Source organism: Humibacillus xanthopallidus (assembly GCF_006716675.1).
Classification (GTDB): domain Bacteria; phylum Actinomycetota; class Actinomycetes; order Actinomycetales; family Dermatophilaceae; genus Humibacillus; species Humibacillus xanthopallidus_B.
This window is the reverse complement of record NZ_VFPM01000003.1, coordinates 515,359-541,315: the sequence shown is the minus strand read 5'-3', so window position 1 is coordinate 541,315 and position 25,957 is coordinate 515,359. Positions and strand designations below refer to the sequence as shown.

The following is a 25,957-nucleotide window of genomic DNA, read 5'->3' as shown; positions in this document are numbered from 1 at the left end:
AGCGGGAGGGCGGATAACGCGTCGAGAGCACCCCTCGGGCGCTGGCAGAATGGAGGGGTCATTCGGCCGCTGACGTAGTGCGGCACCAGAGAGGAACTGCCGTGATCGTCGCCACCGGGATCGAGCTGCGCGCTGGGGCGCGCCTGCTCGTCGAGGACGCCAGCTTCCGCATCGATGCCGGCGACCGCATCGGGCTCGTCGGGCGCAACGGAGCCGGCAAGACGACCCTGACCAAGGTCCTCGCCGGCGAGGCCATGCCCGCTGCGGGCACGGTCACCCGCACCGGCGCCGTCGGCTACCTGCCGCAGGACCCCCGCACCGGCGACCTCGAGATGCTCGCCCGTGACCGCATCCTCTCCGCACGAGGGCTCGACGAGATCGTGCGCCAGCGCGCCGAGACCGAGGCCCGCATGGGCAGCGACGACGAGGCCGTGCGCGAGAAGGCGATGCGCAGGTACACCCGGCTCGAGCTGGAGTTCGAGGCCCAGGGTGGCTATGCGGCCGAGTCGGAGGCCGCAGCGATCGCGAGCGCGCTCAACCTCGAGGAGCGCATCCTCGGCCAGCCCCTCGGCACCCTCTCCGGTGGTCAGCGCCGCCGGGTGGAGCTCTCGCGGATCCTCTTCTCCGGCAACGAGACCCTGCTCCTCGACGAGCCGACCAACCACCTCGACGCCGACTCGATCGTCTGGCTGAGGGAGTACCTCCGCGCCTACAAGGGCGGGCTCATCATCATCAGCCACGACGCCGAGATGCTCGATGCGGTCGTCAACAAGGTCTACCACCTCGACGCGAACCGCTCGGCGCTCGACGTCTACAACGTCAACTGGAAGACCTACCTCCAGGCCCGCGAGACCGACGAGAAGCGCCGCAGGCGCGAGCTGGCCAACGCGACGAAGAAGGCCGGTGCGCTCATGGCGCAGGCGGACAAGATGCGCGCCAAGGCGACGAAGGCGACGGCAGCCCAGAACATGGCCAAGCGGGCCGAGCGGCTGCTCGCCGGGGTCGAGGGGGAGCGGCAGACCGACAAGGTGGCCAAGCTCCGCTTCCCCAAGCCCGCGGCCTGCGGCAAGACGCCGCTGCGGGCGTCCGGGCTGTCACGCTCCTACGGGTCGCTCGAGGTCTTCACCGACGTCGACCTCGCCATCGACCGCGGGTCGAAGGTGGTCGTGCTGGGTCTCAACGGCGCCGGCAAGACGACCCTGCTGCGGATGCTCGCCGGGGTCGACGCCCCTGACACCGGCGAGGTCGAGCCCGGCCACGGGCTGCGCCTCGGCTACTACGCCCAGGAGCACGAGAACCTCGACGTCGGCCGCACGGTGCTCGAGAACATGAAGTCGGCGGCTCCTGAGCTCGGCGAGACCGAGGTGCGCAAGGTGCTCGGCTCCTTCCTCTTCTCCGGCGACGACGTGCACAAGCCTGCGGGCGTGCTCTCCGGCGGCGAGAAGACCCGGCTCTCGCTCGCGCTGCTCGTCGTCTCGGCCGCCAACGTGCTGCTCCTCGACGAGCCGACCAACAACCTCGACCCGGCGTCCCGGGCCGAGATCCTCGGCGCCCTGTCGACCTACGAGGGCGCGGTCGTGCTCGTCACCCACGACGAGGGCGCCGTCGACGCGCTGGAGCCCGAGCGCATCCTGCTCCTGCCCGACGGGGTCGAGGACCTCTGGGGTCCGGACTACATGGACCTCATCTCGCTGGCCTGACGCCCCGGCGCCTGTCGGTCGGGGACGCGGTGTGATGCAGGCGTCGCCGCAAGCATAATCAAACAGTTTGGATCACATAATGGATGCTTATTGTATTTGGGGGACCCGCTCGGCACACTGACTGTCATGCCCAGCGACCACCACCTCACCTGCCCGTTCTGCGCGGGTGACGACGTGACACCCTTCCCCGACCCCACCTCCGCGTGGTCGTGCCTGGACTGTGCCCGCGTCTTCCGGGTCGAGCTGGTCCAGCCGGCCTCGGTGACCGGCTGGGGCGTGCTGCGGGTCGTGCCGCCCGTGCGGGTCGCCGCGGCCGCTGCGTGAGCTCGGCCACCGGCGCCCCGAGGCGCCGGAGGCTCCCGCGGCTCCCGCGGCGGGCCGAGCCCCGCAGGTAGCCTGCCTGCCATGATGACTGACGCCACCCACCCCCACCCGCACCTGCGCGTCGAGACCGACGGTCCGGTCCGCGTCGTCACGCTCGACAGGCCAGACAAGCGCAACGCGCAGACGCCCTCGCTCTGGCGTGCGCTGGCCGAGCAGGCCCGCAGCGTCCCCGAGGAGGTCCGGGTCGTCGTCATCCGCGGTGCGGGCGAGGCCTTCTCCGCCGGCATCGACACCGCGATGTTCACGCCCGCCGGCATCGAGGGCGAGGAGAACATGGCGGAGCTCGTCGCGACGCACGGCCCCGAGGCCATGGACCGGGCCATCGCGGCATACCAGGAAGGTTTCACGGCGTGGGGGGAGTGCCCGGCACTCGTCGTCGCCCAGGTCCACGGCTATGCCATCGGCGCGGGCTTCCAGCTCGCCCTGGCCGCCGACCTGCGGGTGGCCTCGCTCGACGCGTGGTTCGCGATGCGTGAGACGAGCCTCGGGCTCGTGCCCGACCTCGGCGGCACCGGGCCGCTCGTGCACCTCGTCGGCTACTCGCGCGCCCTCGAGATCTGCGCGACGGGCCGCCGTGTCAGTGCCCCCGAGGCCCACGCGATGGGTCTCGTCAACGCGATCGCTCCCGCGGCAGACCTCGACGAGGCGACCTTCTCGCTCGTCCAGCACGTGCTCTCGGCGCCCGAGCCCGCCGTGCGGGCGCTCAAGGCGCTGCTCCGGTCGGCCGTGACCGCCGACCGTGACACCCAGCTGGCGGCCGAGCGCTCCGCCCAGAGCGGGCTGCTGCGTGCCCTGATGGGCGGCGCCGCCGGCTGACGGCGGGAGCGCGACGCGACCCCGGGGGAATCGCTGTCACCACCGCGCGGTTGGATCGGGGGAGGACAGGAGGTCACCCGATGGGCATGCAGCCGTGGATGGCGATGCGGTCGATGTCACGCGACTCGTCCGTCGCCGAGCGCCGTCTCGCGCCGGGCACGCGGCGACGTGTGCTGGCGTATGCCGGCCCCTACCGTCGGGCGATCATCGCCTTCCTCGCCGTCGTGGTGCTCGACTCGGTGCTCGTGGTCACGGTGCCCCTCCTGCTCAAGAGCCTCGTCGACGACGGTGTCATCCCCAAGGACTCCTCCGTCGTCATCCGGCTGTCGCTGCTCGTGGCGGTCATCGCCGTGCTCGACGCCGTGCTGACCGTCGTCTCCCGGTGGTACTCCTCGCGCATCGGTGAGGGGCTCATCAACGACCTGCGCACGCAGGTCTTTGCGCACGTCCTGCGCCAGCCCATCGCCTTCTTCACCCGGGCCCAGACCGGGTCGCTCGTGTCGCGCCTCAACAACGACGTCGTCGGTGCCCAGCAAGCCTTCACCTCGGTGCTGTCCAACGTCGTGTCCAACATCGTCTCCGTAGCCCTCGTCATCGCGGCGATGCTCGCCCTCTCGTGGCAGCTGACCCTGGGGTCGCTGATGCTCGTCCCCCTCTTCCTCATCCCGGCCAAGCTCATGGGCAAGCGACTCGCCGAGCTCGCCCACCGTCAGATGACGCTCAACGCCGACATGGGCACGCGGATGACGGAGCGCTTCAACGTCGCGGGTGCGCTCCTCGTCAAGCTCTTCGGCTCCCCGGCCCGCGAGGAGCAGGAGTATGCCGAGCGCGCCGGCCGGGTGCGTGACATCGGGGTGCAGATCGCCTTCAACCGCACGATCTTCATCGCAGCGCTGAGTCTCGTCGCCGCTCTGGCCACCGCCATGGTCTACGGCTTCGGTGGCGTCATGGCGGTGAACGGCAGCCTCTCGGTCGGCACCCTGCTCGCGCTCGCCGCGCTGCTCGCCAGGCTCTACGGGCCGTTGACGTCGCTGTCCAACGTCCGCGTCGACGTCATGACGGCCCTCATCTCGTTCGAGCGCGTCTTCGAGGTGCTCGACCTCGAGCCGCTCGTCACCGAGAAGCCCGGCGCCGTGGACCTCCCCGCCGGTCCGCTGGGGGTCGAGCTCGACCACGTCGGGTTCCGCTACCCCTCGGCCGACGAGGTGTCGCTCGCCTCGCTGGAGTCCGTCGCCTCGGGCGACCGGCGCGGTAGCGGGGTCGTGCTCCAGGACATCACCGTCTCGGTGCCTGCCGGTGCGCTCGTCGCCCTCGTCGGGCCCTCCGGCGCCGGCAAGACGACGCTCACCTCGCTCGTGGCACGCCTCTACGACCCCACGTCCGGGGCGGTGCGCATCGGCGAAGTCGACCTGCGCGACACGACGATGACCTCGCTGCGCGACCGGGTCGGGGTCGTCACCCAGGAGGCCCACCTCTTCCACGACACGATCCGGGCCAACCTGCTCTATGCCCGCCCTGACGCCACCGACGAGCAGATCCGCGCCGCCCTGACGGCCGCGCAGATCAGCGCCCTCGTCGATGAGCTTCCCGAGGGCCTCGACACCGTCGTCGGCGACCGCGGTCACCGGCTCTCGGGCGGCGAGAAGCAGCGCCTCGCCATCGCGCGGCTCCTCCTCAAGGCGCCCGACGTCGTCGTCCTCGACGAGGCGACGGCCCACCTCGACTCCGAGTCCGAGGTCGCGGTGCAGCGCGCCCTCGATGCGGCCCTCGAGGGCCGCACCTCCATCGTCATCGCCCACCGGCTCTCGACGATCCGCCAGGCCGACCTCATCGTCGTGCTCGACCACGGCCGCGTCGTGCAGACCGGGCGGCACGCCGAGCTGCTCGCGGCAGGTGGGCTCTACGCCCTCCTGCACGCGACCCAGTTCGACGAGGGCCGCGCCGACCAGCTGGCCGGCTCGGGAGCGCTCGACCCCGTCTGAGCACGGCGCCCGCGGGTCACGCGGCCGGACGTCAGGCGTCCTCCTCGTCCCAGATGCGCACCTTCTTGGCCTTGACGGGTCGTCGCGCGGCGGCCCGTCGGCCGTCCGGGTCCCCGGCGCCGTCCGCGTCCCAGCCGTCGCCCCCCGCCGGGCCGTCGCCCGCCTCGCCGGCCGCGAGCTCGCGACGCATCGCGAGGACGACGAAGACGAGCGCTCCGGGCATGAAGAGCCACCACTGGTAGGCATAGGCCTGGTGCGGGCCGAGATCCTCCTCCGGACGGGGGAGCGGCAGCACCGGGTGCTCCCCGGCGAGGACGGGCGGCTGCTGCGCACCCAGCACGACGTAGACGTCGTCGGCGGCGAGCTCCGGTCGCAAGGCCCGGGCGTCCGCGATGCTGATGCTCGCGAGCTGCGGGGGTGGCAGGTCGCGCCCGAGCTGCGGCTCGCCCGTGCGCAGCCAGCCCGTCAGGGCCACCTGCCCGGACGGGGGTGGGTCGACCGGCGGGGCCGTCTCGGCGTTCTGGGCGTTGGCCACCCAGCCGCGGTCGACGAGGATGGTGCGCCCGTCCGTGGTGAAGGGGGTCAGCACCTCGAAGCCGACGGTCTGGTCGAGCGTGCGGTTGCGCACGAGGAGGTCCTGCCCGGCGGCATACGTGCCCGTCAGCGTGACGCGGGTCCACTGCTGCTCCGGCGTCAGCGGACGCAGCGGCTCGAGGCGGGTGAGCGGCACGGGCACGGCGTCGTAGTTGGCTCCGATGGCCTCGACCTTGGTGCGCTGCTCGACGTGGCGGTGCCACTGCCACAGTCCGAGGTAGAAGCACGCGACGGCGAAGAGGATGCCGATGAGGGTCCCCAGCAGCCACCGCCGCGTCAGCCAGAGTCGAAGCACGCTTTGACGGTACCCCGGCCTACAGTGGAACCCATGACCCGCCTCCCCGACCCGACCTTCCGGTCGGCCGCGCCGCGTCCTGAGGGCCTGACGGGGCTGGCCGACCAGTTCGGGCGGGTGGCCCGCGACCTGCGCGTGTCGGTCACCGACCGCTGCAACCTGCGCTGCACGTACTGCATGCCGGCAGAGGGCCTGCCGTGGATGCCCAAGCCCGACATGCTGACCGACGACGAGCTCGTCCGCATCGTCGGCCTCTTCGTTCGTGACGGCATCACCCAGGTCCGCCTCACCGGGGGCGAGCCGCTGCTGCGCCGGTCGCTCGTCGACGTCGTCGCGGCCATCTCTGCGCTGCGCCCGCGTCCGAAGATCGCCATGACGACCAACGGCGTCGGGCTCGACCGGCTGGCGCGCCCCCTTGCCGCCGCCGGCCTCGACCGCGTCAACGTCAGCCTCGACACCATCGACTCCGAGACCTTCACCCGGCTCACGCGTCGCGACCGGCTCTCCGACGTCGAGGCGGGCCTCAAGGCAGCCGCCGACGCCGGCCTCACGCCGGTCAAGGTCAACGCGGTCGCGATGCGCGGCGTCAACGACGCCGACGTCGCCGACGTGCTCGCCTGGTGTCTCGATCGCGGCTACGAGCTGCGGTTCATCGAGCAGATGCCGCTCGACGCCCAGCACGCCTGGGAGCGCAGCGACATGGTCAGCGCCGCCGAGATCCGCGAGCGGCTCTCGGAGCGCTTCACCCTCACCCCGCTGCCGGCCGCCGACCGCGGCAGCGCGCCGGCCGAGCGCTTCCTCGTAGACGGCGGTCCGGCCACGGTGGGCATCATCGCCAGCGTCAGCCAACCCTTCTGCGCCGCCTGCGACCGCACTCGACTCACGGCCGATGGCCAGGTGCGCAACTGCCTGTTCTCGACGACCGAGACCGACCTGCGCGGCCCGATGCGCGACGGCGCCACCGATGACGAGCTGCTCGGGCTCATGCGGGGCGAGATGTGGCGCAAGCGCCGCGGCCACGGCATCGACGCACCCGACTTCGTGCAGCCCGACCGGCCGATGTCGGCCATCGGGGGCTGACCGGCTCCGCGTCGACGCGGCATACGGGAGGGGGGTCGGACCTGCGCTCCGACGTGTCGAGCGGGCACCGGAGCAGCTCCCGCCCGTAGGCGGCAGTCCTCGGGCGACGCCCACGGCTCATCGCGTGCTTGTGTACGATGCCCGCAATTGGCTGGCTGCCGCGCTCGGGACGGGGACCGCGTGGACCCGTCAGCCGTACGGCAACTGCGTCGCCCGGAGGCCGCCGTGGAGCAAGAGCCAGACCATCCATCCCGCCCCATGGGCCCCTATGAGCGAAGCCTGACCGAGAAGCTCGCCGGCTCCGCTGCGGGTTCGACCCCTGAGCGCCGAGGCGGCGGGCGCCACCGAGCCCCCGGGCGCGGGCCGCGACGCTCCGTCCGGCTGGTCATCCTCGGTGTGGTCGCCGCCCTCGTCCTCGGTCTCGGCGCGTTCGCCCTGCTCCGGCCCGACGACGAGAGCGCGGACGCCGCGCTGGCGTGCGGCCCGACGCGCGTGCCGCTGACGATCGCCGCATCCCCCTCGCTCGCGCCCGTGCTCACCAAGGCCGCTGCCGACTTCGACCGGGGCACCGAGTCGCTCGTCGACGGGCGGTGCACGACGACGAAGGTCGTGGCCACCGAGCCGGAGGCGTTCGGCGACACGCTGCGCACCGCGCTCGAGGCGGGCGGCGGGGCCAACGCACCGACCGCGTGGATGCCTGACGCGAGCATCTGGAGCGAGGTCCTGTCTCGGCGCCCGGAGCTGGCCAAGGCGCTCTCGCCGTCGTTCCCGGTCGTCGCCGTCAGTCCGGTCGTGGTCGCGGCCCCGCGGCCGATGGCCGAGGCCCTCGGGTGGCCCGCCACCCAGCCGAGCTGGGCGCAGCTGCTCGAGCTCGGACGCAACCCCGCGGGTTGGGCGGCGCACGGGCACGCCGACTGGGGGCGGGCTCGGATCAGCTGGCAGGATCCGCTCACCGACGCCGCCAGCCTCAGCGCGATGGTGAGCCTCACCGACGGTGTCGTGCCCGAGGCCGACACCGCCGATGCCACCCGCCGGAGCCTGCTCCGGACCCAGAGCTCCCTCGCCACCCTCCACGCCGACGCGGAGAAGGTCTTCGCGCCCCTGCGCGACTCGTCGAAGCCGCTCCCCGAGGTGCTTCGATCCGCCTCCCTGATGCCCACGACGGAGCATGCCGTGCGGACCTTCAACGCGTCGTCACCGCGCGTTCCGCTCGTCGCCCTCTACCCGACCGACGGGATCTATCCCAACGAGGTCCCGCTCATCACGGTCCGCGCCGGCTGGGTGACTCCGCAGCAGCAGGCCGCCCTCGACCGGTTCGCGGTCTTCATCGTGTCCGGTCAGGCCAGCGGTCAGTTCGCGGCAGCGGGGTGGCGCACGCCGCGGCTCGAGACCGAGTCGGACATCAGCGACGGCGCCGTGGCGTCCGAGCCGCGCTACACCCCGGCCGGGCCGAGCTCGTGGAAGCTCGCGCGGGCACTGCAGGGGTGGACGGCCGTCGACCGGCAGGGCTCCGTCATGGTGGTGCTCGACACCTCGGGGTCGATGAACGAGCGAGTCGCCGCCGCCGGCAACGCGACCCGCCTCGACCTCGCCAAGCAGGCCATCTCGGCGTCGCTGCCGCTCTTCTCGGATCGCACGAACGTCGGGCTGTGGACCTTCTCGCGCAAGGACAACCGGGCCGACTACACGTCGGTCCTCGACCTCGGTCCACCCTCGCGGACGATCGGGGGGACGCCCGCCATGCAGGCGCTGCAGAAGTCGGTCTCGGGCCTGCGCGCCGATGGCGCAACCGGGCTCTACGACACCGTCATCGCTGCCGCCGACGCCGCGCAGCGCGGGTGGCGCGCGGGGGACAACACGATCATCCTCATCAGCGACGGCAAGAACGAGGACCCCGGCAGTGCCAGCCTCGAGCAGGTGCTCACCAGGCTGAGGTCGCTCGGCGGCGGTGACCGCCCCGTCAGGATCCTCAGCATCGCTCTCGGCGGCGCGGCCGACGCGGCGACCTTGCGCAAGTTCTCCGACGTGACCCGCGGCGAGGCCTATGTCGCCCGGCAGCCCGAGGACCTCGACAAGGTCTTCCTCGCAGCCCTCACCGGCTGAGGAGTGCGTGCCGGTCGCGGCGCCGGCTCGAGGGTGCCGCGACAGGCTCGCGGACGCCGAGGCCCACGCCCGGCGCGCAGCTCACCCGTCGGCGTCGGTCAGGTCCGCGACGCCGACGACCTCGATGAGGAAGCCACGCAGTGCGAGGAAGTCGGCCAGCGACTGGCGGTGCTCGTCGCAGGCCAGCCATACCTTGCGCCGCTCCGGAGTGTGCAGCTTGGGGTTGCGCCAGATGACGGCGTGCGCGGCGGCCTGCCGGCACCCCTTGGCGCTGCAGACGTGCTCGCCGTCAGGTGCGACGTCGGGTCCGGTCACCGTCCGAGGCGGGGGGTGCGGTCGATCGGCGGCGTGACGGCCTGGATCGACCCGGCCTGCCGCGGCCGGACCGCATTCGCGACGATGACGGCGAAGTAGGGGATGAGCACCGCACCGGCGACCGCAGCCCAGCGCAGCCATCCCGTCGTGACGAAGACGAGGCCGAAGCAGAGCACGCGGATGCCCATCATCGTCAGGTAGCGCTTGACGCGCTGGTCCTGGTCGTCGGTGGAGGAGCTGGCCGCCGACGTGACGCTGTGCACCACGGGCTCGTTCTGGGGTCTTGCCACCTCTCTACGATAGTTCGATGCCCGGTGGTCGGCCACGAGGCTGTCTACCCTTCGGTAGTCCGTTAGGTTGCGGGTCAGGCATCGACCGCCGGCAGGCCCGGCCGAGGAGGAGCGCAGTGACCGCAGAGGCGCAGGAGAAGACCCCCCGCAACGTGCTCGTCACGGGAGGCAACCGCGGAATCGGACTGGCCATCGCCCGGGCGTTCGTCGCCGGCGGCGACAACGTCATCATCACCCAGCGGTCGGGGGAGCCGCCGGAGGGGTTGACCGCGGTGCGCTGCGAGGTCACCGACTCCGCGTCGGTCGACGCGGCCTTCACGGAGGCCGAGCAGGTCTTCGGCGGTCCGGTCGAGGTGCTCGTCGCCAACGCCGGCATCACGAAGGACACCCTCCTCATGCGCATGACCGATGAGGAGTTTGACAGCGTCATCGACACGAACCTCGCCGGCTCCTTCCGCTGTGCCCGCCGCGCGGCGACGGGCATGATCCGCAAGCGTCGCGGCCGCATCGTGCTCATCAGCAGCGTCGTCGGCCTCTACGGCTCGCCCGGCCAGACCAACTACGCCGCGTCCAAGGCGGGCCTCGTCGGCCTCGCCCGGTCGATCTCCCGAGAGCTCGGCGGCCGCGGCATCACCGCCAACGTCGTCGCGCCCGGCTTCATCGACACCGAGATGACAGCGGTGCTGCCCGACGACCAGAAGAAGGCCTACCTCGCCAACATCCCCGCGGGCCGCTTCGCCACGCCGGAGGAGGTCGCCTCCGTCGTGCGCTTCGTCGCGAGCGACGATGCTGCCTACATCACCGGCGCCGTGATCCCCGTCGACGGCGGGCTCGGCATGGGGCACTGACCCCCACCCGCGGCATACGCCCGTATGCCGTGAAGCCCGTTGTGCAGCAAGCCTCCTCACCACACGAGAAAGTCGCAGGCATGGGAATCCTCGAAGGCAAGAAGCTCCTCATCACCGGCGTCCTCATGGACAGCTCGATCGCTTTCCACGTCGCGAAGATCGCGCAGCAGGAGGGTGCGACCGTCGTGCTCACCTCGTTCGGCCGGACGATGAAGATCACGCAGACCATCGCCAAGCGGCTGCCCGAGACGCCTGTCGTCATCGAGCTCGACGTCTCCGACCAGGAGCACCTCGACACGCTCGCCGACCGGCTCCGCGAGCACGTCGACGGCCTCGACGGCGTGCTCCACTCGATCGGCTTCGCGCCGCAGGGCGCCTTCAACTTCCTCGAGGGCACGTGGGAGGACGTGTCGACAGCGGTGCACATCTCGGCCTACAGCCTCAAGTCGCTCGCCGTCGCGTGCCTGCCCCTCATGCCCGAGGGCGGCAGCGTCGTCGGTCTCACCTTCGACGCGAAGTTCGCCTGGCCCGTCTATGACTGGATGGGTGTCGCCAAGGCCGCCTTCGAGTCGACGAACCGCTACCTCGCCCGCGACCTCGGGCCGAAGGACGTGCGGTGCAACCTCGTGGCGGCGGGTCCGATCCGCACGACCGCGGCGAAGTCGATCCCGGGGTTCGAGCAGTTCGAGCAGATCTGGGACGACCGAGCCCCGCTCGGCTGGGACGTCAACGACCCGGTGCCGGCCGCGAAGGCCTGTGCGGCCCTGCTGTCCGACTGGTTCCCGGCCACGACGGGCGAGATCGTGCACGTCGACGGCGGCGTCCACGCGATGGGTCAGTGACCCTGCCGGTGCGGCGTGGGCGCGGCGCAGCGGGCACGCCTGCGGCTCGCTAGAGTCCTGCCCATGCCCGACGCCGGTAGCCCCTCCACCCCTGCCCTGACGTCCGAGCCAGGCAGCGTCTCGGACACCGCCTCGGACACCACCGCACCATCCGGCGCGAGGCCGCCGACGGCCCCGTCGGGCGGCGAGATGACCGCCGACGTGCCTGCCGAGGTGCCCGCCGTGCGGGTCGACGAGGTGCGCGTGCTCGAGGGGCCCAACCTCTACTTCCCCCGCCCCACGATCAAGGTCAGCCTCCACCTGCACGGCTACCTGTCGATGCGGCGCACCGAGGCCGAGGCGCTGGCCCGGCGCCTCGGGATGCGCGCTGCCCGTCCGGGTCGTCGAGGCAGCGCTCTGCGCCAGCGGTTCGTCATGCGGGTGATTCGCACCGTGACCAAGCGGGTCGGCTCCGAGATCGGGGTGGGGCGCCTCGGAGTGCGCGTGCGCGCCGGGCAGACCGTCGACGACGTCGTCATCGCCTTCCCCTGGGTTCACCGCACCCGCGGACAGGTGGCGGGTGAGCAGATCGGCGCCATGCTGGCAGGGCTGCTCGACCCGTCGCGGCGACCGGACGAGGTCATCGAGGCGGCGGGCGCCGTCATCCTCGCCTCGCCCGACGGTCCCCCGCCGAGCGTCATCACGCCGCGGGTCCCGGTCGCCTCCGTCACCGGCACGAACGGCAAGACGACGACGACGCGCCTCATGGCGCACATGTGCATGACCGCGGGCCTGCGCACCGCGTGGAGCTCGACCGACGGCGTGGTCGTCATGGGCGAGACCAAGGAGGCCGGTGACTTCTCCGGCCCGGCCGGCGCCCGGGGAGTGCTCGAGACGCCCGGTCTGGAGATCGGCATCCTCGAGACCGCCCGGGGCGGGATGCTCCTCAAGGGCATGGGCGTCACCGCCAACGACGTCAGCGTCGTCACGAACGTCAGCGCCGACCACCTCGGCCTGCAGGGGATCGACACCCTCGACCAGCTGGCTGAGGTCAAGGCCATCGTCACGACCGTGACCAAGCCGGAGGGGTGGGTGGTCCTCAACGGCGACGACCCGCGCGTCTGGGCGATGCGGCACGGCATCAAGGCGAAGCCGTGGGCCTTCAGCCTCGACCCTGCATCGCCCGCGCTGTGGGAGTCGATCAACCAGGGCGGGCGCGGCATCACCGTGCTCGACGGCGAGATCGTCGTGCTGTCGCAGAACGGCGACCCCGACCGCCTCGTCAAGATCGTCGACGTGCCTATGACGCTGTCCGGCCTGTCGCACAACAACATCGCCAACGCCCTCGCCGGCGCTGCGGCGGCCCTGGGCCTCGGCGTCGCGCGCTCTGCCGTCATCGAGGGGCTGCGCACCTTCGCGCCCGACCCCGAGCACAACTGGGGGCGGCTCAACACCTACTCGCTCCCGCTCGAGACCGGTGGCCGGGCCACGGTCATCATGGACATGGCCCACAACGAGGCCGGCCTCGAGGCCCTGCTCGAGGTGGCCCGGGGCCTCGTGGCGCCCGGAGGGGCGGTGCGGCTCAGCCTCGGGTGCGCCGGTGACCGCACCGACGAGGCCATCATCGCCATGGGCGAGATCGCCGGCCGAGGCGCCGAGGAGGTCGCCCTCAAGGTCGCCCGGCACTACCTGCGCGGACGCGAGGCCGACGACCTGCTCGACCTCTTCCGGGAGGGGCTGGCCAAGGTCGGCGTCCTCGACGTGCCGGGCTACGGCACGGAGCTCGCCTCGCTGGAGGCCCTCGCTCCGCACGCCCACGCCGGTGACGTCATCGCGTTGATGTGTCACGCCGAGCGCGCCGAGGTCGACGGCTGGATCCGCGAGCACGGCGGCACGGTCGACGACGCGCGCACGATCCGCCGCAAGGTCGTCGCGGCGCGCGGCGAGCACGAGCTCGAGTCGGAGATCGCCGCCCTCTGGAGCATGGACGACGCCGCAGCGCTGGTCGCCGAGGCGCAGCACCTCGTCGACGACCACCCCGGCGACGCCCGCCTCGTCTTCGAGCTCGCCGGCGCCAAGGACTCGGCCGGCGACGAGCAGGAGGCGATCAGCCTCTACGAGGACGCGCTGGCAGCCGGCCTCAAGGAGCCGCACCGTCACCGCGCCCAGCTCCAGCTCGCGTCCAGCCTGCGGGTCGTGGGCCGTGCCGCCGAGGCCGCGCCGATCGTGGACGAGGTCCTGGAGGCTCGACCGCACAACACGGCGGCCATCATGTTCCGGGCGCTCGTGCAGGCCGACCTCGGTCAGGAGCGGCAGGCGGTCGCCGACCTCATCCGGGCATCGCTCGAGGCGACCACGGACGTCGACACGCAGTCCTACCGTCGAGCCCTGCGCGCCTACGCGGACGAGCTGGCCCCGCCGCGCGCCGACTGAACCCATGTCCCGAGGTCGAGTGCCCAGTTCTCGACGTGACCGGGGCGTCAGGAAGTGGGCACTCGACGAGAATTCACCGTCGAGTGCCCAGTTCCCGACGGGGTCGAGGTCAGATGGCGGTGTCGTCGAGGGGCGGGTGGGTCTCGCCCGGGACGACCGCGAGGGCCTCGCCCTCGGCCTCGGTGCCCTCTGCCTCCGCGGTCGAGGTGAGGGTCGTCGGGTCGAGGTCGGGGTCGCTCGTGGCGGCGCTGGGCAGCCCGATGCGGGCGCCGGCCTGCGCGTGCTTGGTGCGCTCCTCGAGCTCGGTGACAACCATGGCGTGCTGGTCGACGCACATGACGACGAGGTCGCCGGGGTTGGTGCGGGCGAGGACGTGACGGGTGGCCTCGAGCTCGTCGAGGACGACCTCGACCTGCCGGCAGCGGGCCCCCTCCTGCATCGCCGTGTGGGCTCCCTCGGCGATGAGCCCCGCCGTCTCACCGGGCTTGCGGCCGCGGAGCCGCTCGTCCTCGCGGATGACGAGCACGTCGAAGTGCTGGGCCGCGACGTGGCCGAGCTCGCGCATGTCGTCGTCACGCCGGTCGCCGGCGGCGCCGATCATCCCGATGCGGGAGGTCTTCGTCAGGTCGTGCTGGCCCTGCTTCTGCGCGGCGTAGCGGTCGACGAAGGCGCCGAGCTCCTTCATGCCGGCCGCGTTGTGGCAGTAGTCGACGAAGACGTCGGCATTGCCCACCTCGATGAGGTTGAGGCGACCGGGGGAGAGGTAGTAGGTCGTGGCGAAGGTCCGCAGGCCCTGGCGGATGTCGTGCAGCGGTGCGCCCGCGGCGAAGGCGGCACCGGCGGCCGCCAGCGAGTTGGCCACGTTGAAGCGGGCGGCTCCGCCGAAGGTGGCCGGCAGCAGGTGGGTCCAGGCGAGCTGCATGCTCCGCCGACCGTGCTTGATGACGATCATCTCGCCGCGCTCGCTCGGCTCGAGCACGACGGCGCGGCCACCCCGACGGCAGTAGTCGTCGACGAACTCGCGCACCTCGCTGCCCGGCTCGGCCATGGTGAACCAGACGATGCCTCCGGAGCACCGGCGGCGCATGTTGCGCACGTGCGGGTCGTCGGCGTTGAGGACGGCGAAGCCGTCGCGCGGCACGGCCTCGACGATGACGGCCTTGACGTCAGCGAGCTGGCGCAAGGTGTCGATTCCCTTGAGGCCCAGGTGATCTGGCTGGACGTTCGTCACGACCGCGATGTCGTTGCGGTCGTAGCCGAGGCCCTCACGCAGGATGCCGCCACGAGCGACCTCCATGACGGCGAAGTCGACACGGGGGTTCTGCAGGACCATCCGCGCGGAGCGCGGCCCCGACGCGTCGGCCTTGATGACGAGGCGCTCGTCGATGACGACGCCATCGGTCGAGGTCATGCCGACCTTGCGCCCGAGGCCCTTGAAGATGTGGGCGATCATGCGCGAGGTCGTCGTCTTGCCGTTGGTACCGGTCACCGCGACGATCGGCACCCGCGACTGCGCGCCGGGCGGGAAGAGCAGGTCGACGACCGGCTTGGCGATGAACTGGGGCTCACCCACCGTGGGATGCGTGTGCATGCGGAAGCCGGGCGCAGCGTTGACCTCGCAGATCGCGCCACCCGTCTCACGCACCGGGTAGGTGATGTCGGGGCAGATGAAGTCGATGCCCGCGACATCGAGACCGACCATGCGCGCGGCTTCCTCGGCGATCTCGACGTTGTCGGGGTGCGCGTCGAAGGTGCGGTCGATCGAGATGCCGCCCGTCGACATGTTGCCCGTCAGCGCGAGCTTGACCATCTCGCCCTCGGGCGGCACGGAGGAGAGGGTGTAGCCCTGCCCCGCGAGGATCTCCTCGGCGTTCGCGTCGACACGGATCTTGGTCAGGACCTTCTCGTGGCCGACGCCGCGGCGTGGGTCGGCGTTGGTGAGGTCGACGAGCTCGGACACCGTGCTCGTGCCGTCGCCGATGACGTGGGCCGGCACCCGCTCGGCGATCGCCTGCATCTTGCCGCCGACGATGAGGCAGCGGTAGTCGCGCCCGGTGACGAAGGACTCGACGATGATCGTGCCGCGGCGCGACTCCGCCTTGGCGATGTCGTAGGCCTTCTCGACGTCGGCGTCGCTCATGAGGTTGAGGCAGACCCCGCGTCCGTGGTTGCCGTCGAGCGGTTTGACCACGACGGGGAAGCCGATGCGTCGGGCCGCCTCGACGGTGCCCCGCAGGGTGCGGGCCGACTCCTGCTTCGGCACGGGAAGCCCCGCCGAGCCGAGCAGCTTGGTCGTGAGGTCCTTGTCGCTCGCGATGTCGACCGCGAGGGCGCCCGTCTTGGAGGTCATCGTGGCCCGGATGCGCTGGGCGTGGACGCCTTGGCCGAGCTGGACGAGCGAGGCCGAGTTGAGCCGGATGAAGGGGATGTCGCGAGACGCCGCCTCCTCGAGGATCGCGGCCGTCGACGGTCCGAAGGCCACGCGCTCTGCCTGGCGCAGGAAGGCGTTGAATTCGGTCTCGAAGTCGAAGCCGTCCTCCGGCGCCACGAGGTGGTTGAGCAACCGGACCGACAGCTTGCCGGCCGCGACCCCGACGGTCTCGTCGGTGTAGCTGTAGATGACGTTGTATCGGCCCCGCACCCCCTTGACCGCGCGCGTCTTGCCGCGCCTCGACTCGTGGCCGGCGAGCGTCTGGAGCTGGAGGGCAACGTGCTCGGCGACGTGCCCGAGCCAGGTTCCCTCGTGGAGCCGCTCGACGAAGCCGCCGCGGCGTCCGCGCGAGCACGTGTGGTTGTGCAGCCCGGGCACGGCCTCGAGCAGCTGCTCGGTGAAGCCCGGGAGCGAGACGGTGGGGTAGTCCTCGAGGGAGCCGAGGTCGACGACGAGGTGGATGGCCTGCTGGTAGGACCAGACGTTGGGGCCCCGGTAGATCCGCGTCTCGAGGATCGTGAGGTCCGGGCGCGCCGGACCGGTGGGGGTGGGGACCTCGACGGCCATGGGACTCCTCCTGCGGGTCGTCTGAAACGGACTGCTCGTGGGACTCAGTGGGCAGCGCTGCTCGGGGCGGAGCGCGCGGCGCGGACCTTCGCGGGAACGACCGCACCCTCGATGTCCGGGTGGCGCTCGACGAAGGCGGTCAGCTCCACGTGCTGCAGGTCGAAGGTACTGCCCGTGGGCAGCGTGTGCACCACCGCTCCCGAAACGAGCAGCGGGGCACCGCGGCGCGCGTCCGGGGCGTCGGTGATGGCGTTGCGGGCGTTGACGACGAAGATCGCGCCGGCCCCGATGACCGACATGACCTTGGCGTCACGGATCTCGGCGGCGGTGTTCTCGTCGATGCCCATGCCGAGGAGGTTGGGGGAGGCCGCGACCATCGACATGAGACGGCCGTAGCGACCGCGCTGGTCGAAGTGCTGGTCAATGATGACGTCCTCGACGAGCCCCAGACCCGCCGAGATCTGGCTGGCACGCTGTCGCGGGGTCAGGCCCTCCTCGCCGAGCGAGATCATGTAGCGGCTCATGATCGAGGCGCCGGCGGAGGTGCCCGCCACGACGGCGCCGCGCTCGTAGGCGCGCACGATCGCGTCGCCCACCGGGGTGCCGACGACGTTCTGGGCGAGCTTGACCTGGCTGCCGCCGGTGAGGAAGACACCCGTCGCCGAGTCGAGGGCAGCGACGAGTGCCGGGTCGCTCGCCTCGCGTCGCGTGGCCGGGTGGACGACCGACACGTCACCGCCGCGCAGCCGGGTGAAGACGTCGCGGTAGGCCTCGGAGACCTCCTGGGCGAAGGACGACGCGGTCGGGATGACGACGATGTGCGAATGGCGCCCGCCGGCGAGCTTGACGAAGCGCTTGAGGACGACCGACCGCCCGATGCGGTCCTCGGCGCCCCCGATGATGAGCAGGGTGCGGCGTGGGGTGGACCCCTGGCTCGATCCGGACGATGTCACGCTCTGCATCGGGCCAGCCTAGTGAGACGCGTGAGGGACCGGAGGAGCGTGGGTCGGCGTGCCGTCGTCGAGATCGGCTTCCTCGATCTCCTCGCGCGAGATGCCGAGCAGGTAGAGCACCGAGTCGAGGTAGGGCACGTTGACCGAGGTCTGCGCCTGCTCCTGCACGATCGGCTTGGCGTTGAAGGCGACGCCGAGCCCGGCGGCGTCGAGCATGTCGAGGTCGTTGGCGCCGTCGCCGATGGCCACGGTCCGGCTGAGCGGCAGGCCCTCCTGCTCGGCGAACTCGCGCAGTGCGCGGGCCTTGCCGGCCCGGTCGACGACCTCGCCGACGACGCGCCCGGTGAGACGGCCGTCCTCGATCTCGAGACGGTTCGCGCGCGCGTGGTCGATGCCGAGGTCGTCGGCGAGCCTCCCGACGATCTCGATGAAGCCGCCGCTGACGAGGCCCACGGTGAAGCCGAGTCGCTTGAGGGTGCGCACGAGCGTCCGGGCTCCCGGGGTCAGCTCGATGGCGTCCCTGACCTCGTCGAGCACCGAGGCCGGCAGACCGGCGAGGGTGGCGACGCGCGCCCGGAGCGACTCCTCGAAGTCGAGCTCGCCGGCCATCGCGCGCGCCGTGACCTCGGCGACCTCGGCCTCGCGTCCGCAGTGGGCCGCCAGCAGCTCGATGACCTCCTGCTGGATCAGCGTCGAGTCGACGTCGAGCACGACGAGGCGACGGCCCCGGCGGGCCAGCCCACCGGGTGCGACGGCGATGTCGATGCCCTCGCTCGTCGCGACGAGCGCGAGCTCGGTGCGCAGCGACGGCACGTCGGCACCGGAGATGTCGAACTCCACCGTCGTCACGGGGTAGCGCGAGAGGCGCCGGATGCGGTCGATGTTGGCGCCGTGCTCGGCGATCCGGGTCGTGACGAGCGAGACCGCGTCGGCCTGCAGCGGAGCGCCGAGCACGACCACGGCCGCACGGCCCTGGCGTGGCCGGGCGTTGTCGCCGCTGCCCTCGGTGACGGTCAGCACGAGGCCGAGGCGGTGGGCGGCGACGGCGGCGGCGTCGCGCAGCTGCTCGACGTGTGCGCCGGGCCGCAGCAGCAGCGTCAGGGTGAGGTGACCGTGCACGACGACCTGCTGGATGTCGAGCACCTCGGCGCCGATGCCGGCCACGGCTCCGAGAAGGGTGCCCGTGACTCCCGGGCGGTCCTCACCCGTCACGGTGATGCTGAGGGTGTGGCCCTCCCACCCGTCGTCGGCGGGCAGGGACGATGCGCTCGCTTCGCTCACCCGGATCAGGGTAGTGAGCGCGCCTACGCGCTTGCCCGGCCATCCGGCATACGGCCCGAGGGGTATGCCGCGCGGCCGGGGCCGCTCAGGCCGTGGGCACTCCCTCGGCCCGGTTGACGTCGTCACGCCACTGGAGGAGGTCGCGCACGCGCGCGAGGTCGGGGTCGGCGGCCGCGACGCTCGCCGTGAAGAGGCGCGTGCCCACGTCGTGCAGCTGCTGGGCGTTGCTCGCGTAGTCGCCCGACTGGTTGGGGTTGCGACCCGGCACGAAGGCCACACCGGCAGAGCGCTCGATCTCGAGCGGGTCGCGTCCCCGACGCGCGCACCAGTCGTCGAGGACACGGTGCTTGTGCGCGATCTCCTCGGGGCCGCCGAAACCGTGCCAGATGCTCGCGTGCTCGGCGACGATGCGCAGGGTCTTCTTCTCGCCGCCGCCGCCGATGAGGATGGGGATGTCGCGGGTGGGCGCCGGGTTGAGCTTCGTCCAGCGCTCGCGGATGATCGGCAGGTCGCGGTCGAGGTCGTCGAGGCGGCTGCCGGCGGTGCCGAACTCGTAGCCGTACTCGTCGTAGTCGAGCTGCGCCCAACCCGACCCGATGCCGAGGATGAGCCGCCCCTCGCTCATGTGGTCGACGGTGCGTGCCATGTCGGCGAGCAGGCTGGGGTTGCGATAGCTGTTGCACGTCACGAGGGCGCCGATCTCGACACTCTCGGTCGACTCGGCCCACGCGCCGAGCATCGTCCAGCACTCGAAGTGCAGGCCGCCGCGGTCACCGCTCAGGGGGAAGAAGTGGTCCCAGTTGAGCAGGACGTCGACCCCCATCTCCTCGAGCGTCGAGGCGGTGCGACGGATCTGTGCCCACGTGGCGTGCTGCGGTGGCACCTGGATGCCGACGCGGGCCGGCCGCGGGTCGGATGTGCTTGCGGGAGAAGCCTGCTCGTCGATCGTCGTTCCTCCGGTCTCATCTCTCATGTGGACGTGTGGCGTCACCGCGTGACGGTCTGGCCCTTGCCGACGACGACGATGCCCGTCTCCGTCACGTGGAAGCCTCTCGCGCGGTCGTGCTCGTGGTCGATGCCGATCTGGGCGCCCTCCGGCACGACGACGTTCTTGTCGATGATCGCGCGCCGGATCTGGGCGTGCCGGTGCACCTCGACGTTGTCGAGGAGCACCGAGCCCTGGAGGCTCGCGTAGGAGTGCACCTTGACGAGCGGGGAGAGGACCGAGGCGTAGACGTGGGCGCCCGAGACGACGACGCCGGGCGAGACCGCCGAGTTGAGGGCCTCACCGATGCGGTCGCCGCTGCCGTGCACGAACTTCGCCGGCGGGTACGGGCTGTGGCTCGTGTAGATCGGCCAGTCGTAGTTGTAGAGGTTGAAGACGGGGTGGATCGAGATGAGGTCCATGTGGGCGTCGTAGTACGACTCGATCGTGCCGACGTCGCGCCAGTAGCCGCGGTCGCGCTCGGTGGCGCCCGGCACCTCGTTGATGCCGAAGTCGTAGACGGCCGCCTCGCCGCGGCTGACGAAGTCGGGGACGATGTCGCCGCCCATGTCGTTCTTGCTGCCCTCGCGCTCGTGGTCGCGGACCACGGCCTCCTCGAGCGCCGACGCCGTGAAGACGTAGTTGCCCATCGACGCGAGGATCTCGCCCGGGTTGTCGGGCAGGCCCTGCGGGTCCGACGGCTTCTCGCGGAACGCGGCGATGCGCATCGGGTCGTCGGGGTCGACCTCGATGACGCCGAACTGGTCGGCCATCGAGATCGGCTGGCGGATCGCCGCGACGGTGCACGCGGCGCCGGACTCGATGTGCTGGTCGACCATCTGGCTGAAGTCCATGCGGTAGACGTGGTCGGCGCCCACGACGACGACGATGTCGGGACGCTCGTCGTGCACGAGGTTGAGGCTCTGGTAGATCGCGTCGGCGCTGCCGAGATACCAGTTCTTGTCGACGCGCTGCTGCGCCGGCACGGTGGTGATGTAGTTGCCGAGCAGGGTCGACAGGCGCCAGGTCTTCGTCACGTGCGCATCGAGGCTGTGCGACTTGTACTGCGTCAGCACGACGACCTTGCGGTATTCAGAGTTGACGACGTTGGACAGGGCGAGGTCGATGAGGCGGTAGATCCCGCCGAAGGGCACGGCCGGTTTGGCACGGTCGGCCGTCAACGGCATGAGCCGTTTCCCCTCACCCCCCGCGAGGACGATCGCGAGGACCTTGGGACCACCGGCAGCGCTTCGTCGGGCCATGGACGCCACCCTAGGGCCAACATCGGCGCATCGGCAGGTCCAGAGCGCGGAATGGCGTCGGCTTCCCGCGCCTCGGGATGGTCTGCGGGCTAGGGTCGGAGCGTGCGCGTCGACATCCTCAGCAAGGAATACCCGCCGGCCATCTACGGAGGCGCCGGCGTCCACGTGGCCGAGCTCGTCCGGGCCCTTCGCGAGCGTGGTGACATCGACGTGCAGGTGCGCTGCTTCGGCGCCCAGCGCGACGAGGCCGGCACGACCGCCTACGCCGACCTGCCCGAGCTGGCACAGTCCAACGCCGCCCTGCAGACGCTCGGGGTCGATGTCAGCATGGCCGGCGACTGCGTCGGCGCCGACCTCGTGCACTCCCACACGTGGTACGCCAACATGGCCGGGCACCTCGCCTCGCTCCTCGGCGGTATGCCGCACGTCGTGACCGCCCACTCTCTCGAGCCCATGCGCCCGTGGAAGGCCGAGCAGCTGGGCGGTGGTTACCGCGTCTCGTCGTGGGCCGAGCGCACCGCCTACGAGGGCGCGGCCGCCGTCGTCGCGGTGAGTGCCGGCATGCGCGAGGACATCCTCAAGAGCTATCCGTCGCTCGACCCCGACCGAGTTCACGTGGTGCACAACGGGATCGACTCGAAGCTGTGGGCGGCCGACCGGTCCGCGGCGGCGACCGAGACGGTGCGCCGTCACGGCGTCGACCCCGACAAGCGCTCGGTCGTCTTCGTCGGGCGTATCACGCGCCAGAAGGGCCTGCCCTACCTCCTGCGCGCCTGCGCCGAGCTGCCTCCGGACGTGCAGCTCGTCCTGTGCGCCGGCGCGCCCGACACCCCCGAGATCCTCGCCGAGGTCGAGGGGCTCATGAACGACCTGCGCTCGAAGCGCGAGGGCGTCGTCTGGATCCCCGACATGCTGCCGCGCGCCGAGGTCATCGCGCTGCTGAGCCACGGCACGGTCTTCGCCTGCCCCTCGGTCTACGAGCCGCTCGGCATCGTCAACCTCGAGGCGATGGCGTGCGAGCTGCCCGTCGTCGCCACCGCGACAGGCGGCATTCCCGAGGTCGTCGTCGACGGCGAGACGGGGTGGCTCGTGCGGATCGAGCAGGTGCAGGACGGCACCGGCACCCCCGTCGACCCGGAGCGCTTCGTCACCGACCTCGCAGCAGCACTCAACGAGGCCGTGTCCGACGTCGACCGGGCGGCCGCCTTCGGCAGGGCCGGCCGCACCCGGGCGGTCGACTCCTTCTCGTGGGCGTCGATCGGCGACCGCACGCTCGAGGTCTACCGGTCGGTCCTCGGCGACTGACGGGCTGACCGGCCCGCCGGCCGAGGGGCCGGCGGGCGCTCGCGCGTCAGCCGATGAGCCGGCCCGTCACGGCATACGGCACGCCGACGACCTCTGCGGGCCCGCCGAGGATGTTGCCCAGCAGTTCTGTGGGAGAAGGGTATTCAGGGCCGAGCGCCTCGAGGTAGGCGGCGTGGGCCGACAGCGACGCGACCGCGGCGTCGAAGTGGTCGGACACGTCGATGAAGTGCGACGGCTCGGGATCGACCGCGATGAGCAGCTGGCGCACCTGCCACGGATCGAGGCCCTCGTCGACGAGGTCGGGGAAGATCCACCGGTTGCCGGCGTCGGCCTTCGCGTCGAGGACGGCGAGCCCGACGGCGCGGTGGTCGGCCTGGTTGACCTGCCCGCCCGGGAAGCGGTCGGCATACGTCAGCGTGACGAGCAGGTCGGGGCGGCGGATGCGGATCTCGCGGGCGATGGCCCGGCGCAGCGGCAGCCCGTGCTCGACGACCCCGTCGGCGAAGCCGTCGAGGAACTCCACGATCTCGACACCCACCCGTGCCGCGCCGTCGCGCTCCTCCTGCTCGCGAGCGGGGCCGGCCTCCGCGGGAGCCATCGTGTCGATGCCGGCCTCGCCCCGGGTGGCGAGCAGGTAGGTGACCGTCTTGCCGGCGGCCACCCACTTGTCGACGGCCGCGGCCATGCCGTACTCGAGGTCGTCGGGGTGTGCGGCGACGCACAACACGGTCTCGAAGGTCGACTCGTCGAGGGGCTGGAGCGTCGGCGCATCGGTCATGCCGGCGAATCTAGCCGACCTTGAGGCGAGGCCGGGCGGATGTGAGGATGAGGCATGCTGCCGATCGAGCTCGCCCGACGCCTGCGCACCGCCGGCCTCACGTGGACCCCGCGCGCCGGTGACCGCTTCGTGCTCCCCGTCGCCGGCATGGAGGAGGAGGTCTTCGTCATCAGCGACCTCACCGTCGACGTCCACCACTTCAAGACCGGCGACGTCATCGGCTTCAACGGCACGACCGAGTGGGCGCTCGACAGCGTCGAGCAGGACAAGGTCGTGTGGCTGCCGCGCGAGGACCAGCTGCGCGACCTCCTCGGTGACACCTTCGTCATGCTCGAGCAGCTAGAGGGGGGGTATGCCGTGTCGGTCACTCGCGCCGACGGCTCCGTCGAGCGGCACGCCGACATCGAGGCCGAGCGCGCTTACGCCAGAGCGCTGCTCGCGGCTCTCGACGAGAGCTAGGCCGGCCGCCAGCCGGCGAGCGTCATGACGGCGACGTTCGTCGCCTCGGCGAGCGCGGTGTCGGCGTCGCCACCCAGCGAGCGCAGAGCGGCCGACCGGGACGACATCGTGGCCGTGTCGACGCCGCTGGAGCCGAGCGCCGTGAGGCTCGCGGCCCGGTCTGCCAGCTGCGACGCGGTGCCGGCCAAGGACATGAGTCGTAGGGCTCGTCCGGGGGTCGTGCGGGGCACACCCCAGAGCCGCGTGTCGAGGTCGGACTCCGCCGCCGCGCGGGCCTCCTGACCCCAGGGCTGGCCGCCGATGCCGGCGAGCCTCGCCGTGTGCTCCGCCAGTCGCGTCATGAGCGTGCGCTCGACGTCGCGCAGGTCGAGCATCTCAAGTCGGTGGCGGGGCACCGGGTCGGCGTCGTAGGCCGTCCAGTCGACGCGGTGACCCGTGTCTCCCTCGGGCCCGAACGACGTCAGGGTCGGCACGAGAAGCCCGCCGATGCCTGCCACGTAGACGCATTCGCCGGCTTCGGCGGCGTGGGCTGTGGCGGCGGTGGACGCCCGCGGCATACCGCTGACGTCGCCCGGGCGGGGGAGGGCGACGAAGAGCGCGCCCTCGCCGAGGTCACGCCAGACGTCGAGGCGCGCGAGGTCACCGGCGACGTGGTCGAGGTCGGGGAACGACTGAGCCAGCGCCTCTCGCGTGGGCAGGTCGCCGCGCCACGCGGCCGTCACCCAGAGGGCGAGGCGGACGGAGGCGGGCAGCTCAGACACCCCGTCATCGTAGGTCGGCGCGCGAACCACGGCAGGAGGGCGGTGTCGGAGGCGAGACGGCCGGGGCCGTGCCATAGGGTCGGGGCATGAGCGACGTCCTCGCCTTCGCCGGTGTCACCGTCCGTCGTGGACCGTCGACCCTCATCGAGGACGTCACCTGGGAGGTCGAGGAGGGCGAGCGCTGGGTCGTGCTCGGCCCCAACGGCGCCGGCAAGACGACGCTGCTGCAGATCGCCGCGGCGCGCATGCACCCGACGACCGGGGTCGCCGGCATCCTCGGCGAGGTGCTCGGCGCCGTCGACGTCTTCGAGCTGCGCCCCCGCATCGGGCTCGCGAGCTCCGCCATGGCCGAGCGCATCCCGGGCGACGAGGTCGTCGGCAACGTCGTCGTCACGGCCTCCTACGGCATCATCGGACGCTGGCGCGAGCAGTACGACGACCTCGACTACGCACGCGCCATGGAACTGCTCAAGGCGCTCGGCGCCGAGCACCTCGCCGACCGGCACTACGGCACGTTGAGCGAGGGGGAGCGCAAGCGGGTGCAGATCGCCCGTGCCCTCATGACCGATCCGGAGCTCATGCTCCTCGACGAGCCGGCTGCCGGCCTCGACCTCGGCGGCCGTGAGGACCTCGTGCGTCGCCTCGGTGACCTCGCGGCCGACACGGAGGCCCCCGCGATGGTGCTCGTGACCCACCACGTCGAGGAGATCCCACCCGGCTTCACCGATGTCCTCATGATCCGCGGCGGGCGGGTGGTGGCGGCCGGTCCGATCCCGCTCACGCTGACCGCGGAGAACCTCAGCGAGACCTTCGGCCTACCGCTCCTGCTCGAGCAGCACGGCGAGCGCTACTCGGCGCGCGCCCGGACCTGACCCGAATGGCCCCCCACTCAGCCGCGGCGGCGGAGGGGAACTGAGGCACAATCGGAGTCGTTACAGAAGTGACGAGGGGGACGTCGGTCGTCGGCGTACCGTCGCGAGGAAGGCAGGGTGGCCACAGTGGGCGCGGAACAGGCATGGATGGTCTGGCTCGGGGTGGCCCTGGTCCTGGTCGCGATCGAGGCGGTCACCGTCGACTTCACCTTCCTCATGCTGGCGGGCGGCGCGGTCGGGGCCTCCGTCGCCGCGGCCTTCGGTGCCGGGCCGGTCGTGCAGGCCGTCGTCGCCGCCCTCGTGGCGGTCGCGCTCCTCGCCATCGTCCGCCCGTGGATGAAGCGCCGCTTCACCGCCAATGCACCTGAGCTCATGGGAGCCGCCGCCCAGGTCGGGCGCTCGGCCTACGCGATCGACCGGGTAACGCCGGCGGGCGGTCGCGTCAAGCTCTCCGGCGAGACGTGGTCGGCCCGCACCCTCCGAGACAGCATCGAGCCGGGGGAGGAGGTCGTCGTCGACTCGATCGACGGCGCGACAGCCATCGTCAGCCGGGCCCACGTCGTGGGCAGCTGACCCGGCAACGACTCACCGGCCGGCTGCCCCGGCAGCCGACCGGGCAAGCGATCCGTTGGCACCACACAG

At 71.7% G+C, this 25,957-nt stretch carries 23 protein-coding genes; 13 read left to right on the top strand and 10 right to left on the bottom strand.

Annotated elements, in window-relative coordinates; translation table 11 throughout:
- Positions 1-101: 101 nt before the first annotated feature.
- The 4 genes from FBY41_RS17600 (at position 102) to FBY41_RS17585 (ending at position 4,882) form a co-directional block, all read left to right on the top strand.
- Positions 102-1,700 carry an ABC-F family ATP-binding cassette domain-containing protein gene (locus tag FBY41_RS17600; RefSeq protein ID WP_141845565.1) on the top strand — a complete coding sequence of 533 codons (1,599 nt, stop codon included), beginning with the start codon at positions 102-104 and terminating at the stop codon, positions 1,698-1,700.
- A 126-nt stretch (positions 1,701-1,826) separates the two neighbouring features.
- Positions 1,827-2,024, top strand: coding sequence for a hypothetical protein (locus FBY41_RS17595; protein WP_141845564.1), 198 nt, complete (start codon positions 1,827-1,829; stop codon positions 2,022-2,024).
- A gap of 81 nt (positions 2,025-2,105) precedes the next feature.
- Positions 2,106-2,900, top strand: a complete 795-nt coding sequence (locus FBY41_RS17590) for an enoyl-CoA hydratase/isomerase family protein (protein ID WP_141845563.1) — start codon at positions 2,106-2,108, stop codon at positions 2,898-2,900.
- Between the two features lie 80 nt (positions 2,901-2,980).
- Positions 2,981-4,882 (top strand): ABC transporter ATP-binding protein, encoded by a 1,902-nt coding sequence (locus FBY41_RS17585; RefSeq protein ID WP_141845562.1) that lies wholly within the window; start codon positions 2,981-2,983, stop codon positions 4,880-4,882.
- Positions 4,883-4,913: 31 nt separating this feature from the next.
- On the opposite strand, the gene FBY41_RS17580 is transcribed toward FBY41_RS17585, so the two are convergent.
- On the bottom strand, positions 4,914-5,771 hold the full coding sequence (locus tag FBY41_RS17580) for an SURF1 family cytochrome oxidase biogenesis protein (RefSeq protein WP_141845561.1): 858 nt from the start codon (positions 5,769-5,771) through the stop codon (positions 4,914-4,916).
- A gap of 33 nt (positions 5,772-5,804) precedes the next feature.
- On the opposite strand from FBY41_RS17580, the gene moaA reads away from it, so the two are divergent.
- Together moaA and FBY41_RS17570 are read left to right on the top strand one after the other, a co-directional pair.
- A complete protein-coding gene (gene moaA, locus FBY41_RS17575) occupies positions 5,805-6,851 on the top strand; it encodes a GTP 3',8-cyclase MoaA (RefSeq protein WP_141845560.1) in 1,047 nt (348 codons plus the stop codon).
- Positions 6,852-7,109: 258 nt separating this feature from the next.
- Entirely contained in the window at positions 7,110-8,954 is a 1,845-nt protein-coding gene (locus tag FBY41_RS17570) for a VWA domain-containing protein (protein WP_141845559.1), read from the top strand.
- 81 nt (positions 8,955-9,035) lie between these two features.
- Here the strand turns inward: FBY41_RS17570 and FBY41_RS17565 are convergent, their stop codons facing one another.
- Both FBY41_RS17565 and FBY41_RS17560 read right to left on the bottom strand, forming a co-directional pair.
- A complete protein-coding gene (locus FBY41_RS17565; RefSeq protein WP_141845558.1) occupies positions 9,036-9,269 on the bottom strand; it encodes a hypothetical protein in 234 nt (77 codons plus the stop codon).
- Positions 9,266-9,559, bottom strand: a complete 294-nt coding sequence (locus tag FBY41_RS17560) for a DUF3099 domain-containing protein (protein WP_141845557.1) — start codon at positions 9,557-9,559, stop codon at positions 9,266-9,268. Before FBY41_RS17560 ends, FBY41_RS17565 begins: the two co-directional genes overlap by 4 nt.
- 116 nt (positions 9,560-9,675) lie before the next feature.
- On the opposite strand from FBY41_RS17560, the gene fabG reads away from it, so the two are divergent.
- From fabG to FBY41_RS17545, 3 genes are all read left to right on the top strand, one after another.
- Entirely contained in the window at positions 9,676-10,407 is a 732-nt protein-coding gene (fabG, locus tag FBY41_RS17555; RefSeq protein ID WP_185749140.1) for a beta-ketoacyl-ACP reductase, read from the top strand.
- 80 nt (positions 10,408-10,487) lie between these two features.
- A complete protein-coding gene (fabI, locus tag FBY41_RS17550; RefSeq protein WP_141845556.1) occupies positions 10,488-11,249 on the top strand; it encodes an enoyl-ACP reductase FabI in 762 nt (253 codons plus the stop codon).
- A gap of 63 nt (positions 11,250-11,312) precedes the next feature.
- Positions 11,313-13,661: a tetratricopeptide repeat protein gene (locus FBY41_RS17545; protein WP_260439873.1), complete on the top strand. Its 2,349-nt coding sequence runs from the start codon at positions 11,313-11,315 to the stop codon at positions 13,659-13,661.
- Between the two features lie 109 nt (positions 13,662-13,770).
- Here the strand turns inward: FBY41_RS17545 and cphA are convergent, their stop codons facing one another.
- From cphA to glgC, 5 genes are all read right to left on the bottom strand, one after another.
- Entirely contained in the window at positions 13,771-16,659 is a 2,889-nt protein-coding gene (gene cphA / locus FBY41_RS17540) for a cyanophycin synthetase (protein WP_141845555.1), read from the bottom strand.
- Positions 16,660-16,703: 44 nt separating this feature from the next.
- Complete coding sequence (locus tag FBY41_RS17535; protein ID WP_141845554.1) at positions 16,704-17,621, bottom strand: cyanophycinase; 918 nt, start codon at positions 17,619-17,621, stop codon at positions 16,704-16,706.
- Positions 17,622-17,630: 9 nt separating this feature from the next.
- Positions 17,631-18,893, bottom strand: coding sequence for a phosphoserine phosphatase SerB (serB, locus tag FBY41_RS17530; protein WP_260439872.1), 1,263 nt, complete (start codon positions 18,891-18,893; stop codon positions 17,631-17,633).
- A gap of 85 nt (positions 18,894-18,978) precedes the next feature.
- Entirely contained in the window at positions 18,979-19,866 is an 888-nt protein-coding gene (locus FBY41_RS17525) for an LLM class F420-dependent oxidoreductase (protein ID WP_260439871.1), read from the bottom strand.
- Positions 19,867-19,880: 14 nt separating this feature from the next.
- A complete protein-coding gene (glgC, locus tag FBY41_RS17520; protein ID WP_141845553.1) occupies positions 19,881-21,140 on the bottom strand; it encodes a glucose-1-phosphate adenylyltransferase in 1,260 nt (419 codons plus the stop codon).
- Positions 21,141-21,242: 102 nt separating this feature from the next.
- Here glgC and glgA point away from each other — a divergent pair, with 102 nt between their 5' ends.
- The gene (gene glgA / locus FBY41_RS17515) at positions 21,243-22,445 is read left to right on the top strand and encodes a glycogen synthase (protein WP_141845552.1); all 1,203 of its coding nucleotides are present in this window, start codon (positions 21,243-21,245) and stop codon (positions 22,443-22,445) included.
- Between the two features lie 46 nt (positions 22,446-22,491).
- Here the strand turns inward: glgA and FBY41_RS17510 are convergent, their stop codons facing one another.
- Positions 22,492-23,223, bottom strand: a complete 732-nt coding sequence (locus tag FBY41_RS17510; RefSeq protein ID WP_141845551.1) for a PIG-L deacetylase family protein — start codon at positions 23,221-23,223, stop codon at positions 22,492-22,494.
- A gap of 54 nt (positions 23,224-23,277) precedes the next feature.
- Between FBY41_RS17510 and FBY41_RS17505 the strand changes: the two genes are divergently transcribed.
- Positions 23,278-23,682, top strand: coding sequence for a pilus assembly protein CpaE (locus FBY41_RS17505; RefSeq protein ID WP_141845550.1), 405 nt, complete (start codon positions 23,278-23,280; stop codon positions 23,680-23,682).
- On the opposite strand, the gene FBY41_RS17500 is transcribed toward FBY41_RS17505, so the two are convergent.
- Positions 23,679-24,443 (bottom strand): hypothetical protein, encoded by a 765-nt coding sequence (locus FBY41_RS17500; RefSeq protein WP_141845549.1) that lies wholly within the window; start codon positions 24,441-24,443, stop codon positions 23,679-23,681. The genes FBY41_RS17505 and FBY41_RS17500 overlap by 4 nt on opposite strands.
- Positions 24,444-24,529: 86 nt before the next feature.
- Between FBY41_RS17500 and FBY41_RS17495 the strand changes: the two genes are divergently transcribed.
- Both FBY41_RS17495 and FBY41_RS17490 read left to right on the top strand, forming a co-directional pair.
- Positions 24,530-25,315, top strand: a complete 786-nt coding sequence (locus FBY41_RS17495; RefSeq protein WP_141845548.1) for an ABC transporter ATP-binding protein — start codon at positions 24,530-24,532, stop codon at positions 25,313-25,315.
- A gap of 117 nt (positions 25,316-25,432) precedes the next feature.
- Positions 25,433-25,888 (top strand): NfeD family protein, encoded by a 456-nt coding sequence (locus tag FBY41_RS17490; RefSeq protein ID WP_260439870.1) that lies wholly within the window; start codon positions 25,433-25,435, stop codon positions 25,886-25,888.
- Positions 25,889-25,957 lie beyond the last annotated feature (69 nt).